Consider the following 16011-nt stretch of genomic DNA (forward strand, 5'->3'; position numbering starts at 1 on the left):
TCCTTGCGGAGGCTGAACCACCCCTCGGGCTCAGGCCTCGCCGCGCAGGTGCCGGATCCGGTCAACCAGCGCCAGGGTCGATCCGTCCTGCTCCGAGCCGGCGGCCCCCTCCAGCAGCGGCGCGACGGCCAGCGCCAGTTCCTTGCCCAGTTCGACCCCCCACTGGTCGAAGCTGTTGATGCCCAGAATGACGCCCTCGACGAACACCCGGTGTTCGTAGAGCGCCACGACCTGTCCCAGCGTGAACGGCGTCAGCTGGGCCATGACCAGCGTGGTCGAGGGCCGGTCGCCCGGAAAGACGCGGTGGCGGGCCTGACGCTCTGCCTCCGCCCCGGTCAGCCCGCGCGCGGCCATCAGGGCGCGCGCCTCGTCTAGCGACCGGCCGCGCATCAGCGCCTGGCTTTGGGCCAGGCAGTTGGCGACCAGCAGCCGGTGGTGATGGTCCAGGTCGGGCTCGTGCCCACGCGCGGCCACGATGAACTCGCACGGGACGATGCCGGTGCCCTGGTGGATCAGCTGATAGAACGCGTGCTGCCCGTTGGTCCCGGGCTCGCCCCAGACGACCGGGCCGGACGGGCGGGTCAGGTCCGACCCGTCCATCGCCACGCGCTTGCCGTTCGATTCCATCTCGAGCTGCTGAAGATAGGCGGGCAGCCGCAGCAGCCGGTTGTCATAGGGCAGGACGGCGCGGGTCGGAAACCCGCAGACCTGGTGGTGCCACAGCCCCACCAAGGCCAGGATCACCGGCATGTTGTCCGCAAGGGGCGCATCCTGGAAATGGGCGTCCATCGCCGCGCCGCCCGCCAGGAACTCGTCGAAGGCCTCCGGCCCGATCGCCAGCATCAGCGACAGGCCGATGGGGCCCCAGACCGAATAGCGCCCGCCCACCCAGTCGGCAAAGCCGAACACGCGGGACGGGTCGATGCCCCATTCGGCGGTGCGGGCACTGTCGGACGACAGGGCCACGAACTGTCGCCCCGGATCGGACACGACCCGCGCCATCCAGTCCCGGGCGGTGGCGGCATTGGTCATCGTCTCGATGGTGGTGAAGGTCTTGGACGCGACGATCACCAGCGTCGTGGCGGGGTCCAACCCGTGCAGCGTGTCCGCGATATCGGCGCCGTCGACGTTGGACACGAAATGCACGCGCGGCCCGTCATGATAGGGGGCCAGTGCCAGCGTCGCCATCGCGGGGCCCAGGTCGGACCCGCCGATGCCGATGTTGACGACATCCGTGATGGCGCCGCCCTGCCCGCGGAACGCACCTGTCCGCACCGCGCGCGCGAACTCGCCCATCCGGGCGCGGGTCGCCAGCACGTCGGGCATGACGTCGCGCCCGTCCACCAGCACCGGCCCGCCCGCCCGGCGCAGCGCGCTGTGCAGGACGGCGCGATCCTCGGTCTGGTTGATGCGGTCGCCGCGGAACAGGGCCGCGCGCGCGCCCGGAACCCTGGCGGCCAGCGCCAGCAGCAGATTGCGCGCGGCCTGGTCGATGGCGGTCTTGGACCAGTCCAGCGCCAGCCCGTCGGCCTGCGTGGTCAGCCGCGCCGCGCGGTCGGGATCGGCGGCGAACAGCGCCTCGATCCGACGGCCCCGCGTGCGGGCGCGATGGGCCGACAGGGCGTCCCATGCGGCCTCATCGGCGGCAGTGGGGGTGGCGAGGGGGAGCGCGTCGTCACTCGGCATAATGCACCGTCATGTCCTTGAGCAGCGCGGCGATGGGCGCCTGTTCAGGGGGCAGGCCCACGGCGCGGTCCAGTGCGGCGCGCTTTTCGGGTCCCGCGATCATCAGGAACGCCTCGGTCGCGCCCTTCAGCACCGGCAGGGTCAGCGTCACGCGGGGCTCGTCGGCCGTCTCGCTGCGGATCGGCAGCACGGGGGGCGCGTCGGGCGCAAGCGCGGCCGCCAGGCCCTGCGCGCCCGGAAACAGGCTGGCGGTGTGCATGTCCTCGCCCATGCCCAGCAACACGACCGACAGGGGCAGAACGCCCGCGACCAGCGCCGAGGCCGCGGCGGCGCCCGCCTCCGGGTCAAGGGCGGGATCGTACAGATCGACCAGCGTGGCGGGAACCCCCTCGTCCAGCAGATGGCGGCGGATCAGCCGGGCATTGGACCGCGGATGGTCGGACGGCACCCAGCGTTCGTCGCCGGGGATGATCGTCACGCGGTCCCAGTCGAGCGGCGCGGCCGACAGCGCCTTGAACACCGGCACCGGGGTCGAGCCGCCGGGCAGCGACAGCGTCGCGCGATCCTGCACCCGCAGCGCCATGCCCAGGCACGTCACGATGTCATGGGCGACCGCCAGGGTCAGCGCCTCGCGGTCCGGGTGTTCGATGATCCTCATCCTGCCCTCATGTCTTGATCTCGCGCCAGCGGCGGCCGTCGCGGTGCATCAGCCCCAAGGATTCCTCGGGGCCGCTGGTTCCGGGATCATAGGGTTCCGGCTGCGTCTTCGACGCCTCCCACGCGGCGATCACCGGGTCGGTCCAGGCCCAGGCCGCCTCGACCTCGTCGCCGCGCATGAACAGCGTCTGGTTGCCGCGGATCACATCGGTGATCAGCCGCTCGTAGGCGTCGGGCATGTCGGTGCCGTCCCGCCCCAGTGCCTCGGCGAACGACATGTCCAGCGGCACCTGCACCAGCCGCATCCCCCCCGGCCCCGGCTCCTTGATCATCACCTTGAGGTTCATGCCCTCGTTCGGTTGCAGCCGGATGACAAGCTGGTTGGCCTTCTGCGGGCCCGAGTCGTCAAAGATGGAATGCGGCGGCAGGCGGAACACGATCGCGATCTCGCTGGTGCGCGCGCGCAGCCGCTTGCCCGTGCGCAGATAGAACGGCACCCCCTGCCAGCGCCAGTTGGCGATCCGCAGCTTCAGCGCGACAAAGCTTTCGGTCCGGCTGTCGGGGTTTTCCACGTCGTCCAGATAGCCGGGGGTGTCGCCGTCCGCGACATACTGGCCGCGCACGATGTCGCCGGGGGCCAGCGGCTCCAGCGCGCGGATGACCTTGAGCTTTTCGTCCCGCACTGCGGCGGGGTCGAAGTGATAGGGCGGCTCCATCGCGATCAGGCAGACAAGCTGCATCAGGTGGTTCTGGATCATGTCGCGCATGGCGCCGGACTGGTCGTAATAGGCCCCCCGCCCCGCCACCCCCATGGTTTCGGCCACGGTGATCTGCACATGGTCGATATAGTGGGCGTTCCACAGCGGCTCGAACAGCATGTTGGCAAAGCGCACCGCCATCAGGTTCTGGACGGTTTCCTTGCCCAGGTAATGGTCGATCCGATAGATCTGCCCCTCGTCGAAATGCCGCGCCAGCGTTTCGTTCAGCGCGCGGGCGGACCCGAGGTCGCGGCCGAACGGCTTTTCCACGACGATCCGGCTGTCGCCGTCGGCGATGCCGTGCCCGGCCAGCCGTTCCGCGAGGGCGCCGAACAGGACGGGCGCCACCGAGAAGTAAAAGGCGCGGATCACGCCCGGGCGCATCAGCGCGGACAGTTGCGCCCAGCCTTCGTCGCCGGTTGCGTCCAGCGCGACATAGTGCAGCCGGTCCAGGAACGCGGGCAGGTCCGGGGACTGCGCGCGGGCCGGGTCGAACTCGGCGATGGCGGCGGCGGTGTCGGCGCGGAACGCGGCCTCGTCCGTCGCGGTGCGGGCGGCGCCGATGATGCGGACGGTGTCGGGGAACTGGCCGGCGGCATGGCGGCGAAACAGCCCCGGCAGAATCTTGCGGCGCGCAAGGTCACCCGTCGCGCCGAAGATGACAAGGTCGAAGTCCTCGACCTGGATGAGCCGCGAGACCATCGGTGCCTCCGTCCGTTGCGGGGCGGTGCTAGGCGATGCCGGCCACCGCGGCAAGCCGCCTGGCGCGGCCGGCTGGGGCGGGGCGGCGGTCGGGGTCATGGCGACGCCGCGCGCGCCAGCGCCTTGGCCAGCCGCGGCAGCCGCGCACGCGCCATCAGGTCGCGCAGCGCCACCGGTCCCCCCACGGCCCGCGCCCGCGCATGGGTTGCCGCCACGATCTGCGCGACGGGGTCGGGGGCGCGGTGGTGCAGGTCGATCAGGAACGCGTCGGGATGGACGGCGGACAGCCCCAGCGCGGCGGTGGCGCGGCGGGGAAAGTCGCGCAGGTTCGCGGTCACGATCAGCGGGGCGCCCGCGGCCAGCGCCGCCTCGGCGACGTGACGGTCGGCAGGGTCGGGCCAGTCCACCCCCAGCGCCGCGCTGCCATCGTCCGGCACGCTGGCCTCGGGAAAGCGGTCGGTCAGCAGGGCAATGTCCGCCCCGGCCACCGCGGCGTCGTCCGGGCCAAGCCGTGCCGCTGCGTGCCGCCATTCGGCCAGGATGCGGGCCGACCAGACCGGCTGGAACAGCCCGGCCGCCGCCGCACCCGTCAGGATTTCGCGCAGGACGGTGGGGTAAAGGACGCAGGCGTCCAGGACCGCCTTCATCCGTCCAGCCGGAAGAACAGCGCCTTGAGATAGCCGCTTTCGGCCAGTTGCGGCAGCATCGGATGGTCGGGGCCGGCGAACCCGGTGTGGATCAGCTGCATCCGCCGCCCGCCGCGGCCGATGCCCCGCGCGCTGGCGTTGCGGAACGCGGCCAGATCGGCCGCGTGGCTGCAGGAACACAGGCCCAGATACCCGCCGGGCGCCACCAGCGCCGCGGCCAGGCGCGCCACCCGTTCATAGGCGCGCAACCCGGCCTCGAGCGCGGGCCTTGCCGGGGCGAACGCGGGGGGATCGCAGATCACCACGTCGAAGCGCGCGCCCTCGGCGGCCAGCGCCTCCATCTGCGCGAAGGCGTCGCCCTGCCGCGTCGTCAGACGGGCGGCTGCCCCCATCGCATCGGCGCCCGCCCGCGCCAGCGCCAGCGCCGGGGCCGAGGCATCGACGCAGGTCGCCTGCGCCGCGCCCGCCGCCAGCGCCGCAAGGCCGAAGCCGCCGACGTGGCTGAACACGTCCAGCACCCGCGCGCCCGGCGCAAGACGCTGGGTAAAGGCCTGGTTCGGGCGCTGGTCAAAGAACAGGCCGGTCTTTTGCCCGCCCATCAGGTCGGCCAGATAGACCGCGCCGTTCATCGGCACCGGCACGGGGGCCGCGACCCCGCCCGCCAGGACCGCGGTCCGGTCGTCCAGCCCCTCCAGCGCGCGGGCGCGGCCGCTGCCGTTCAGGATGATGGTGGCGACCCCTGTCACCTCGGCCAGCGCGGCGGCCAGGTCGCCCGCCATCCGGTCGGCCCAGGCAGCGTTGGGCTGGATGACCGCGGCGTCGCCGAAGCGGTCGATGATGGTGCCCGGCAGGCCGTCCGCCTCGGCATGGACCAGCCGATAGAAGGGGGCGTCGAACAGCCGCTCGCGCAGGGCAAGGGCCCGGCGCAAGCGCCCCGCCAGCCACGTCCGGTCGATCTGCGCGCCGGGGTCGGCGTCCATCATGCGCGCGACGATGCGGGACGCCGGGTTGACGGTGACGACGCCCAGATGCGCGCGCTCGGCATCCTCGAGCCGGGCAAAGCTGCCGGGTGCGAGGGTGCCGGTGCGCCGGTCCAGCACCAGCTCGTCGGCATAGACCCAGGGAAAGCCGTGCCGGATCGCGCGGGCGTTCGCCTTGGGGCGCAGGCGGACGACGGGCAGGCCTGCGGCCGCAGGGGCGTGGCCATCGGTGGCCGGGTCGGCGGGGGCGTGGGTCATCGCAAGCTCCTTGTTGCGGGGCTGTCGCACGGCGGCGCGGGCGGAACAAGCGCCGCGGCGCGGACGGGGGGCCCGCTTGGCAGGCCGCGGCATCGGGAAAGCCACGCGACCGGGGCGTCAGGCCGCGGCGCGCAGGTCCGCGGGGACAAAGGGTGCGATCGTCACCCCGGCGCCGTCGAAGACGCAGAACGAGCCCTGCGGCACCTCGAGCCAGTCGGCCTGGTCCCCCTCCAGCGGCTCGGACACGACGGCGCAGCCCTGCCGGCTGTCGGACCAGCGGTGATACAGCGACGGCGCCTGGTCGTCCGAGGCATAGCGCACCGCATAAAGCCGCCGCCCATCCGAAAAGGCGCAGGTCAGGCGGACATGGGGGGCCGTTCCGCGCGCGACCGCCAGCGCCTGGAACCGGGCCGTCGCCCGCGCCAGCGCGCCGGCGGGATCGGCGTCCAGCCCCTCGCCCAGCGCGACCAGGAACAGCGCCTCGCTGTCGGTGGCGCCCTTGCGGTGCGGATACAGGTCGTCCGAGATCAGCACCTCGGCCGACCGCCGCCAGCCGTCATAGCCGCCGAACTGGCCGTTGTGCATGAACGACCAGCGCCCGACCGCGAACGGATGGCAGTTGTTGCGGCTGGTCGCCGTCCCGGTCGAGGCGCGGACATGGGCCATGAACAGGGGCGAGCGGACCGTGGCGGTCAGGCTGCGCAGGTTCGGGTCGGACCAGGCGGGCATCACGTCGCGGTACAGCCCCGGCTCGTCCCGGTCGCCGTACCAGGCGATGCCGAAGCCGTCTGCGTTGACCGCCGTGTGACAGCGCGTGGCGCCATGGCTTTGCCGGACCAGCGAATGGCCGGGCCGGCTGACGATGTCTTCAAGATAGATCGGCCTGCCGATATAGGCCGCCCAGCGGCACATGCCTGTCCCTTTTTGTTCTGCTTTGCCCGCAGGCTAGCAGGCACGGGTCAAGACTTCACCTTATTTCGTGCCGTCGCCGTTCTCGTCCACGATCACAAGGTCGCGTTCGGCGGCCCCGCGGGCGTGGTCCAGCGCCGCCTGATACTCGGCCGAGCGATAGCACGCCTCGGCGGCCTCGAGGCTGGGAAAGCGGGCGACGACGTTGCGGGCCCGGTCGGTGCCCTCAAGCTGGACGTGGCGGCCCGACCGGGACAGGAACACGCCCCCATGGGCGGCGATCGCCGGACCCGCCAGCGCGGCATAGCGGGCATAGCGGTCGGGATCGGTGACGGTCACATGGGCGATCCACAGCGCGGTCATGCGGCGTCCCTCACAAGCTGTTCGACGGCGGCAATGGCGGCGTCAGCCCGCTCCAGCGAGGGCGCGCCGCCCTGCGCGCGGTCGGGCCGTCCGCCGCCGCCCTTGCCGCCCAGCGCAGCCACGGCCGCCTGAACCAGCGCCACGGCGCTGAGCCGCGGGGTCAGGTCGGGCGTCACGGTCGCCGCGACCGTGGCCTTGCCGTTGTCCTCGGCCATGACCACGACCGCGCCGCTGTCCAGCGATCCGCGCATCTGGTCGGCCAGCGCGCCCAGCTCCTTGCCCGACACGCCGCTGACGGTGCGGGCGATCAGTTGCAGCCCGCCGATGTCCTTGGGCGCCGCCTCGGCGCCGCCGCCGCCCATGGCCAACTGGCGACGCAACTGGGCGACCTCGTTGGCCAGCGCCTTGCGTTCATCCGCAAGGGCGCGCACCCGGTCCACCACGTCGCCCGCCTGCGCCTTGAGAAGGCCCGCGATCTCGCTCAGCTGTCCTTCGGCGGCGCGCAGATGCGCCAGCGCGGCAGGCCCCGTCAGCGCCTCGATCCGGCGGATGCCCGCGGCCGAGGCGCTGTCGCCCAGCAGCACGAAGGCGCCGATGTCGCCGGTCCGCTGCACATGCGTGCCGCCGCACAGTTCGATGGAATAGGTGTCGTTGTTCGACCCCTTGCCCGCGCCGGGCTTGCGGCCCATCGAGACGACCCGCACCTCGTCGCCGTATTTCTCGCCGAACAGCGCCTGCGCGCCCAGTGCGCGCGCGTCGTCGGGCGCCATCACGCGGGTTTCCACGGGGGTGTTCTGGCGGATGATGGCGTTCACCTCGGCCTCGATCCGCGCCAGTTCGTCCGCCGACAGCGCGCGCCCATGGCTGAAGTCGAAGCGCAGCCGGTCCTCGGCGTTCAGGCTGCCCTTCTGCGCGACATGCTCGCCCAGCGCGGCCCGCAGCGCCTCGTTCAGCAGGTGAGTGGCCGAGTGGTTGGCGCGGATCCTGCCGCGGCGGTCGCTGTCCACCGACAGCGTCGCCCCCTGCCCGCGGTCGATGTGGCCCATCGTGACCTCGGCCACGTGGACGAACAGGTTGCCCGACTTGCGCGTGTCGGTGACGCGGGCCGCGCCCGTCTCGGTCCTGATCAGCCCGGTGTCGCCCACCTGCCCGCCACTTTCCGCATAGAACGGCGACTGGTTCACGATGATCTGCACCTGCTGGCCCTCGCGGGCGGTCTCGATCTCGGCCGCGCCCTCGACCAGGGCCAGGATCGCGCCCTCGGCCGTTTCGGTGTCATAGCCCAGGAACTCGGTCGCGCCATGCCGGTCGGCCAACTCGAACCAGATCGCGGCGTCCTTGCTTTCGCCGGACCCGGACCAGGCGGCGCGGGCCTTGGCCTTCTGCTCGGCCATGGCCGCGTCAAAGCCCGCGACCTCGACCCCGCGCCCCTGCTCGCGCAGCGCATCCTGCGTCAGGTCCAGCGGAAAGCCGTAGGTGTCGTACAGCTTGAACGCCGTCTCGCCCGGCAGGTCGGCGCCCTCGGGCAGCCGCGCGACCTCGTCGGCCAGCAGCCGCAACCCACGGTCCAGCGTCTGCTTGAAGCGCGTCTCCTCGCCCCGCAGCGTTTCCTCGATCATCGCCTGCCCGCGGGTCAGTTCGGGATAGGCCGTGCCCATCTGGCGCACCAGCGCGGCCACCAGCCGGTGCATGACCGGGTCCTGCGCGCCCAGCATGTGCGCGTGGCGCATGGCCCGGCGCATGATGCGCCGCAGCACATAGCCGCGCCCCTCGTTCGACGGCATCACCCCGTCCGCGATCAGGAAGCTGGTGGACCGCAGGTGGTCGGCGATGACCCGGTGATGCACCTTGCCCGGCCCGTCGGGGTCCGAGTTGGTGGCGTGCGCCGACGCCTCGATCAGCGCCCGCATCAGGTCGGTGTCATAGTTGTCGTGCTTGCCCTGCAGCAGCGCGCCGATCCGTTCCAGCCCCATGCCGGTGTCGATCGAAGGGTTCGGCAGCGGCTTCAAGCTGCCGTCCTCGAACTGCTCGAACTGCATGAAGACGAGGTTCCAGATCTCGATGAAGCGATCGCCGTCCTCGTCCGGGCTGCCGGGCGGGCCGCCCCAGATGTGGTCGCCGTGGTCATAGAAGATTTCGGTGCAGGGACCGCAGGGGCCGGTCGGCCCCATCTGCCAGAAATTGTCGCTGGTGGGGATGCGGATGATGCGGTCGTCGGTCAGGCCCGCAACCTTTTTCCAGATGTCCGCCGCCTCGTCGTCGGTGTGATAGACCGTGACCAGCAGCTTGTCCCTGGCGATGCCGAAGTCCCTGGTCAGCAGTTCCCACGCATAGGGGATCGCCTGTTCCTTGAAATAGTCGCCGAAGCTGAAGTTGCCCAGCATCTCGAAAAAGGTGTGATGCCGCGCGGTATAGCCCACGTTGTCCAGGTCGTTGTGCTTGCCGCCCGCGCGCACGCATTTCTGCGCCGTGGTCGCCCGGACGTAGTCGCGCTTTTCCAGGCCGGTGAACAGGTTCTTGAACTGCACCATGCCCGAGTTCGCGAACATCAGCGTCGGGTCGTTGCGCGGCACGAGGGGCGAGCTGTCCACGCGGGCGTGCCCGTTCCGTTCGAAGAAGTCGAGGAAGGTCGAGCGGATGTCGTTCAGGCTGGCCATGGGATGTCCTGCGGGGAATGCTGCCGGGCAGAGATAGCGATGCGCCGCCGGCCTGTCCAGAACGGCGGGGATCAGCGCAGGACGGGGGATCAGCGCAGAAAGCGCGGGTCGGGGCCGAGGTCCAGTCCCGGAAACACCGTCCGCTCGATCAGCCCCGCGTCCAGCCCGAACAGGCCCCGCATGGCCCATCCGGCATAGGCGCGCACGTCGCGCGTGGGCAGCAGGTCGCGGTCCTGGTAGAGCATCCCCTCGCCCAGGCCCGGCCAGTCGCCCAAGACCGCGCCCCCGCGCACCGCCCCGCCCGCCATGACCAGCGCCCCGCCGGTGCCGTGGTCGGTGCCGCCCGATCCGTTCTCGCGCACGGTGCGGCCGAACTCGGTCATCGCCAGCACCGTGGTGCGCGCCCAGTTCGCGCCAAGGCCCTCGCGCAGCGCCAGGAGGGCGTCCGACAGCGCCCCCAGCGACCGCGCGATGACCTGCGGCTGTCGGGCGTGGCTGTCCCAGCCCGACAGCGAGAACGAGGCGATCCGCGTCTCGCCGTTCAGCCGGTCGGCGGCAAAGCGCGCCAGCTTGACGGCCTCGCGGGCGGGGCCGCCCTGCGCGGCCGGGGTCATGCCGGCCGATCCGATCTCGGCCGCGTCGGCCGCGGCCTGCCGGAACAGCGAGTCGTCGTGATAGACCTCGGCCAGCAGCAGCTGCGCCTGCGCCGACAGCGCCAGCCGCGCATCGGGCGCCCAGCTGAGCGCGTGGGCCGGGCCTGACAGGATCAGCATCTCCTCGGTCCCGACGGAATACGCCGTCTCGGCCGTGGCGCCCGGCATCTGCTGCAACAGCCGGTTCAGCCAGCCGCCCTTCTGCGCGTCGATGGGCAGGTCGTTGCCGGTCCCCGCCTCCAGCAGGTCCTGCCCGTCGAAATGACTGCGCTTGTCGCGATAGGGGGTGGCCACGGCGTGGGCAAAGGCCAGCTCGCCCCCCTGCCACAGCGGCATCAGGGGCGCCAACGCCGGGTGCATCGCATAGAACCCGTCCAGGTCCAGCGCCCCGCCCTGCGGCCCCATCGACAGGTCGCGCCGCAGGCCGCGCAGCGCCGGGTCGCCCCAGGGCTGCACCGCGTCCAGCCCGTCCATCGCCCCCCGCAGCACGATCACCACCAGGCGGTTGTCGCCCGGTGCCGCGGCAAAGGTCATGGTGGACAGCAGCGGATGGGCGGCCGCCGAACAGGCCGCCAGCACCGCGGATTTCAGCAGGAAACGGCGCGTGTGCATGATGCCTCCGTCAGCGTCGGTTGAAATCGGCCGAGGCGAGCACGATCGCCACCCCTTCGCGCGCGGATTCGGCCTTGGGCACCGCCCAGGCCAGCGGGGCGGACACGGTGCTGCCCAGGGCGGCCGCCACAAAGGCGCGCGGATCGGGCAGCGGATCGACCAGGCGCGCAGGCTGGCGCAGCGACCAGCCGATGCGCGCCGACAGCATCTGCGGGGTGATCCAGTCCTCGGCCCGCTCGGGCCAGCCGTCCGGGCCGCGCGGCTGGTTCCAGGGCTGGCCCATCAGCGCCAGCGGGCCGGCCAGCACCTGGTTGACGCGCTTTGTGTCGAACGCCATCACCCCCGCCTCGTCCACGCCCAGGGCCCGCAGGGCGGCGACGAGGAACTCGAACGGCGGGCGCGCCTTGTGGCGGAACTCTTGCGCCAGGGCAGGGTGGGCGACCAGCACGCCATAGACCGTCGCAAGATCGCCGCCGCTGCCCTGCCAAGCGTCGGTCAGGTCCGCGACCAGCGACGGCGGCGGGTCGTCGGCCACGAAATGCACCGCCAGCTTGCGCGACAGATGCGCGGCCGTCGCCGGATGGTCGGCCAGGTCGCCGAACGCACGCCGGATCTCGTCGAGGCCCGAGGTGCCGCCGCCCCCATAGGCCCGGCCCAGCACGGTCTCGGCGCCCGGCTCGGCCGCCTGCGGGACGAACCGGGTGCCCTGCCGGTTGTCCGCCGTCAGCCCGGTCAGCAACTCGGCCAGTTCGCGCACGTCGGCCTGGGTATAGGCGGCCCCCGCCCCCAGGCTGTGCAGCTCGATCGCCTCGCGCGCCAGGTTCTCGTTCAGGCCCAGCCGCCGTTCGGGACGCCTGCGCACAAAGGGCGAATTCGGGCCACGGCTGCTGACCTGGTCCAGATAGGTCAGCATCATCAGGTGGGTGTCGGCGGCGAACAGCAGGTTCGCAAAGCGCCCGTTCAGGTGCGGCCGGATCGCCTCGTCCACAAAGGCCGCGGCCATCAGCTGCCGGGGCAGGTTCGGCGCCGCGGTGGTGAAATGGTCGGCCCAGAACTGGACCAGCCGCTCGCCGAAGCCGGCCTGCGCGCCCACGGCGCGGGCGGCCCGGCGGCGCAGCACGCCGATACGCTGCGCGTTCAGGTCAGCCAGGATGCGGTCGTAATCCTGCGGCGAAACCGTGCCCTCGGTGCGGCCCTGGCGCGTTTGCGCGAACAGCCGCTGCGCCTCGCCCGCGCGCTGGACCGTCCAGCCGTCCCCCGCCTGCGCCGCCCCGACCGACGCCAGCATGGCCGCGCCGTCAGGGGGCGCGGCCCCCGGCCCCAGGCCAAAGCCCAGGCGGATGGCCAGCATCTCGGCCGGGTCGATCGTCTCTGGCATGGCTCATGCCCCTGTCGGCGCGCGGGATGCGCCCCGCGCCAGATCGTCTATGCCACGCCGCGCGCGTCAAGGCACGTCCGTCCGTCCTGACAAACGCGCGAGGGGCAGCGGTGCCGCCCTGCGGCCCCGGGGCGCTCAGGCGTCCCTGGGCAGCACGCGCAGGCGCAGTTCGCGCAGCTGCTCGTTCGTGGGCTCGCTGGGCGCGCCCATCATCAGGTCCTCGGCGCGCTGGTTCATCGGGAACATGATGACCTCGCGGATGTTGCTCTCGTCCGCCAGCAGCATCACGATCCGGTCGATGCCCGCCGCACATCCGCCGTGCGGCGGCGCGCCATAGCGGAAGGCCTTGACCATGCCGCCAAAGCGCTTTTCCACCTCGTCGCGGCCGTAACCCGCGATCTCGAAGGCCTTGAACATGATCTCGGGCGTGTGGTTGCGGATGCCGCCCGAGACCAGCTCATAGCCGTTGCAGGCAAGGTCGTACTGATAGGCATGGACCTTCAGCGGGTCGCCATTCAGCGCCTCAAGCCCGCCCTGCGGCATCGAGAAGGGGTTGTGGCTGAAGTCGATGCGACCGTCATCGGTCTTTTCATACATCGGGAAATCGACGATCCAGGCGAACTTGAACTGGTTCTCGTCGATAAGGCCGAGTTCACGCCCGATTTCCGTGCGCGCCCGGCCCGCCACCGCCTCAAAGTCCGAGGGCTTGCCGCCAAGGAAGAAGACGGCGTCGCCTTCGGCAAGGCCAAGCTCCTGTCGAATGGCCTCCGTTTTTTCAGCACCAAGGGCTTTGGCGACAGGGCCAGCACCCTCCAAGTAGGTTTCAGGCGTCTGTAGCGCATGCTGGTCACGCGACGCTTCATCCATCTCGGGCCAAGTATGTGCAAAGATAGTACGCAGAACATCGGAGCCAAGAGCAAAGCGAGGTTCGCTCGGAACCGCTTGGGGGAACTCCGCTCGGTTCCTGGCATGCATGTCCTGAGCGCGCGCGAGCTTGTTAATATCGCTGTTGGGGTCAAAGCGATCTTCGGCGGGCATCGTTATCTTCCGCCAGAAGATATACCCCATCCCCGGCAGCCCTTGCTGTCGCGCCCAAGCGTCCATATTCTTGGCGAACTTCCCGCTCTTTCCGCCGCCGGGCGCGGGGATCGCGCGGACCTCGGTGCCTTCCTGCTCCAACAAGTTCGCAAAAAGCGTGAAGCCCGAGCCGCGGAAATGCTCGCTGACGTCCACCATCTCGATGGGGTTGCGCAGGTCGGGCTTGTCGGTGCCGTATTTCCGCAGGCTTTCGACATAGGGGATCAGCGGCCAGTCGGGGTCCACGCGGCGGCCGCCGCCGAACTGCTCGAACAGCCCCTGGATCACCGGCTGGACGGCGGCAAAGACGTCCTGCTGCTCGACAAAGGACATTTCCACGTCAAGCTGATAGAAATCGGTGGGGCTGCGGTCGGCGCGCGGGTCCTCGTCGCGAAAGCAGGGCGCGATCTGGAAATAGCGGTCGAAGCCCGCGACCATGATCAGCTGCTTGAACTGCTGGGGCGCCTGCGGCAGCGCGTAGAACTTGCCCGGATGCAGCCGCGAAGGCACCAGGAAGTCGCGCGCCCCTTCGGGCGAGGACGCGGTGATGATCGGCGTCTGGAACTCGGTGAAGCCCGCGTCCCACATGGCGTCGCGCAGCCATTTCACCACGCGCGACCGCAGCATGATGTTGGCGTGCAGGCTTTCGCGCCGCAGGTCGAGGAAGCGATAGGCCAGCCGCGTTTCCTCGGGATAGTCCTGGTCGCCGAAGACCGGCAGCGGCAGGTCGTCGGCCGCGCCCAGCACCGCGACATCGGTCGCATAGACCTCGATCTCGCCGGTGGACAGCTTGGGGTTGACCAGCGAAGCGTCGCGCAGCTTGACCCGGCCGTCGATGCGGATGACGGTTTCGGCGCGCAGGCGTTCCAGCGCCGCGAAGGCGGGCGAGTCGCTGTCGGCGATCACCTGGGTGATGCCGTAATGGTCGCGCAGGTCGATGAACAGCACGCCCCCGTGGTCGCGCACCCGATGCACCCAGCCCGACAGGCGGACGGTGGTCCCGGCGTCGGCGGCCGTCAACTGGCCGCAGGTGTGGCTGCGATAGGCGTTCATCGGGTATCCTTCCGGGGCGTCGGGGCCGCGGGTCTGGCGGCGCGTGTCGGGCGTGCTTACACGGATTCAGGGCCGCGAAGTCAAGGCGGGGTCAGAACGGCCGCACCACGTTGCCCGACCAGAAATATGTCCCCATCCCGACCGTGAACAGCACGTTGCCGGCCACCGCGTGCAGCATCCAGACCGCCGGAAACCCGCGCCGTCGATAGGTCCGGCCAAAGATCCAGCCGCCGACAAAGGTCATCGCCGTCACGACGACCGACCAGTACATCAGATGCGCCAGCGCAAAGACGGCCGCATTGACCAGCAGCGCCGTTCGCGGGTCGGGCAGCAGCGGGGCATAGCGGTGAAAGAACAGGGCGCGGAAGATCAGCTCCTGCGGCAGTGCCGACAGCAGCGGATAGGCCAGCCACAGCATGGCCAGAAAGCGCAGCCGCTCGGGGGACACGTCGGGCATGAACCCCGGCCGCGTGGCCGCCATGACCCCGACCCCCGCGGCGCCGACCAGCAGCGCAAACGCCGCCGTGCGGTCCCAGCGGACCCGGCCCCAGCCGCGCACCAGCTCGCGCCAGTCGAACTCTCCGGTGCGCCAGATCAGGCCGATGCCCACCAGGGTAAAGCCGAACAGCGCCGCGAACATCCAGCGCGGGTTGAGAAACAGGGCGATCGCCAGCGGCGCGCCGACATACAGCGCCACGAATTCCGCCCACAGCCAGCCGCGCCGGGACGCGGCGGCCGGGTCCGCGGTCAGCGCTGCACGCGCGCGGCCAGCCAGCGGTTCCATTGCGCCCGTGACCCGGCAAAGGCATTCAGATCGACATTGCCCTGGAACCCCGGCGCGGTGCCGGTGCCGGTATACTGCCAGAACGTCCAGTTCTGGCCGGGATAGGTCTGGCGCGGGTGGTCGGCGACCGAGCGCAGCCAGAACTCGGCGTTGATGCGGCGCACGCCCGTTTCGTGATAGAAATCGACGGTCGTGTAGATGATCGGCCGCTGCCCATAGTGCCGCGAGACCATCGAGATGAAGGTGTTGACCTCGCGCTGCACCTCGGCCGGCGAGGGGCGGTGCTTGCAGCTGCGCGAGGCGTGGTTCCATTCCAGGTCCAGCACCGGCGGCAGGGCGCCGCGCTCGCGCGGGACGTTGGCGATGAACCAGGCCGCCTGCTCGGCCCCCGACCGGCAGAAGTAGTAGAAATGATAGGCCCCGCGCAGGATGCCCGCCGCCCGCGTCTGCGCCCAATAGGTGCGGAACGCCGGATCGGAGTGGTCGGCCCCCTCGGTCGCCTTGAGGAAGGCAAAGCTGACCCCGGCCCGGCGCGCGGCGTCCCAATCCACCCCGCCCTGATAGCGCGACACGTCCACGCCGTGGACTTGGTGGTTGTAGGGATGGCCGCTGGTCCAGACATGGGGGGCGCTGTCGCCCAGCGCGGGCACCGCCCCGCCCACGAACCCGCCCTGGATCGACTGGCCAGAGCCGATGCCGATGTCGGTGACGACGCGGCGGGGCGGTCCCCCGCAGGCGGCGACCGCCGCAATCGTCAAGATGGCCATCGCCCTGAACAAGAACCGCATGCTGCCGCTGCCCCGAAGTCGTGATTATCGTTGATCGGCATCATTCATG

13 protein-coding genes are annotated in these 16011 nt (G+C 70.9%); all 13 read right to left on the reverse strand.

Annotated features, from left to right (window positions below):
- Positions 1-30 precede the first annotated feature (30 nt).
- The 13 genes from pgi to DPQ23_RS05470 all read right to left on the reverse strand — a co-directional run bounded on the left by pgi (position 31) and on the right by DPQ23_RS05470 (position 15941).
- Entirely contained in the window at positions 31-1686 is a 1656-nt protein-coding gene (gene pgi / locus DPQ23_RS05410) for a glucose-6-phosphate isomerase (protein ID WP_112873677.1), read from the reverse strand.
- A complete protein-coding gene (gene pgl, locus DPQ23_RS05415; RefSeq protein WP_112873678.1) occupies positions 1676-2344 on the reverse strand; it encodes a 6-phosphogluconolactonase in 669 nt (222 codons plus the stop codon). Before pgl ends, pgi begins: the two co-directional genes overlap by 11 nt.
- A gap of 7 nt (positions 2345-2351) precedes the next feature.
- The gene (gene zwf / locus DPQ23_RS05420; RefSeq protein WP_112873679.1) at positions 2352-3803 is read right to left on the reverse strand and encodes a glucose-6-phosphate dehydrogenase; all 1452 of its coding nucleotides are present in this window, start codon (positions 3801-3803) and stop codon (positions 2352-2354) included.
- 95 nt (positions 3804-3898) lie between these two features.
- Entirely contained in the window at positions 3899-4450 is a 552-nt protein-coding gene (locus DPQ23_RS05425) for an RSP_2648 family PIN domain-containing protein (protein ID WP_112873680.1), read from the reverse strand.
- Positions 4447-5688 (reverse strand): RSP_2647 family RNA methyltransferase, encoded by a 1242-nt coding sequence (locus DPQ23_RS05430; protein WP_112873681.1) that lies wholly within the window; start codon positions 5686-5688, stop codon positions 4447-4449. The genes DPQ23_RS05425 and DPQ23_RS05430 overlap by 4 nt, the downstream gene beginning before the upstream one ends.
- 117 nt (positions 5689-5805) lie before the next feature.
- On the reverse strand, positions 5806-6600 hold the full coding sequence (locus DPQ23_RS05435; RefSeq protein ID WP_112873682.1) for a class II glutamine amidotransferase: 795 nt from the start codon (positions 6598-6600) through the stop codon (positions 5806-5808).
- Between the two features lie 60 nt (positions 6601-6660).
- Entirely contained in the window at positions 6661-6960 is a 300-nt protein-coding gene (locus DPQ23_RS05440) for a DUF1330 domain-containing protein (protein ID WP_112873683.1), read from the reverse strand.
- Complete coding sequence (gene alaS, locus DPQ23_RS05445; protein WP_112873684.1) at positions 6957-9617, reverse strand: alanine--tRNA ligase; 2661 nt, start codon at positions 9615-9617, stop codon at positions 6957-6959. The genes DPQ23_RS05440 and alaS overlap by 4 nt, the downstream gene beginning before the upstream one ends.
- A gap of 89 nt (positions 9618-9706) precedes the next feature.
- On the reverse strand, positions 9707-10882 hold the full coding sequence (locus DPQ23_RS05450; RefSeq protein WP_112873685.1) for a DUF1501 domain-containing protein: 1176 nt from the start codon (positions 10880-10882) through the stop codon (positions 9707-9709).
- A 10-nt stretch (positions 10883-10892) separates the two neighbouring features.
- Positions 10893-12260, reverse strand: coding sequence for a DUF1800 domain-containing protein (locus DPQ23_RS05455; protein WP_112873686.1), 1368 nt, complete (start codon positions 12258-12260; stop codon positions 10893-10895).
- A 135-nt stretch (positions 12261-12395) separates the two neighbouring features.
- Positions 12396-14390 carry an aspartate--tRNA ligase gene (aspS, locus tag DPQ23_RS05460; RefSeq protein ID WP_112873687.1) on the reverse strand — a complete coding sequence of 665 codons (1995 nt, stop codon included), beginning with the start codon at positions 14388-14390 and terminating at the stop codon, positions 12396-12398.
- Positions 14391-14481: 91 nt separating this feature from the next.
- Complete coding sequence (locus DPQ23_RS05465; RefSeq protein ID WP_112873688.1) at positions 14482-15174, reverse strand: CPBP family intramembrane glutamic endopeptidase; 693 nt, start codon at positions 15172-15174, stop codon at positions 14482-14484.
- Positions 15138-15941, reverse strand: a complete 804-nt coding sequence (locus tag DPQ23_RS05470) for a glycoside hydrolase family 25 protein (RefSeq protein WP_240602459.1) — start codon at positions 15939-15941, stop codon at positions 15138-15140. Before DPQ23_RS05470 ends, DPQ23_RS05465 begins: the two co-directional genes overlap by 37 nt.
- Between the last annotated feature and the right edge of the window lie 70 nt (positions 15942-16011).

Origin of the sequence: Paracoccus endophyticus, from assembly GCF_003286075.1 — a bacterium.
In the GTDB taxonomy this organism is placed as follows: Bacteria; Pseudomonadota; Alphaproteobacteria; order Rhodobacterales; family Rhodobacteraceae; genus Paracoccus; species Paracoccus endophyticus.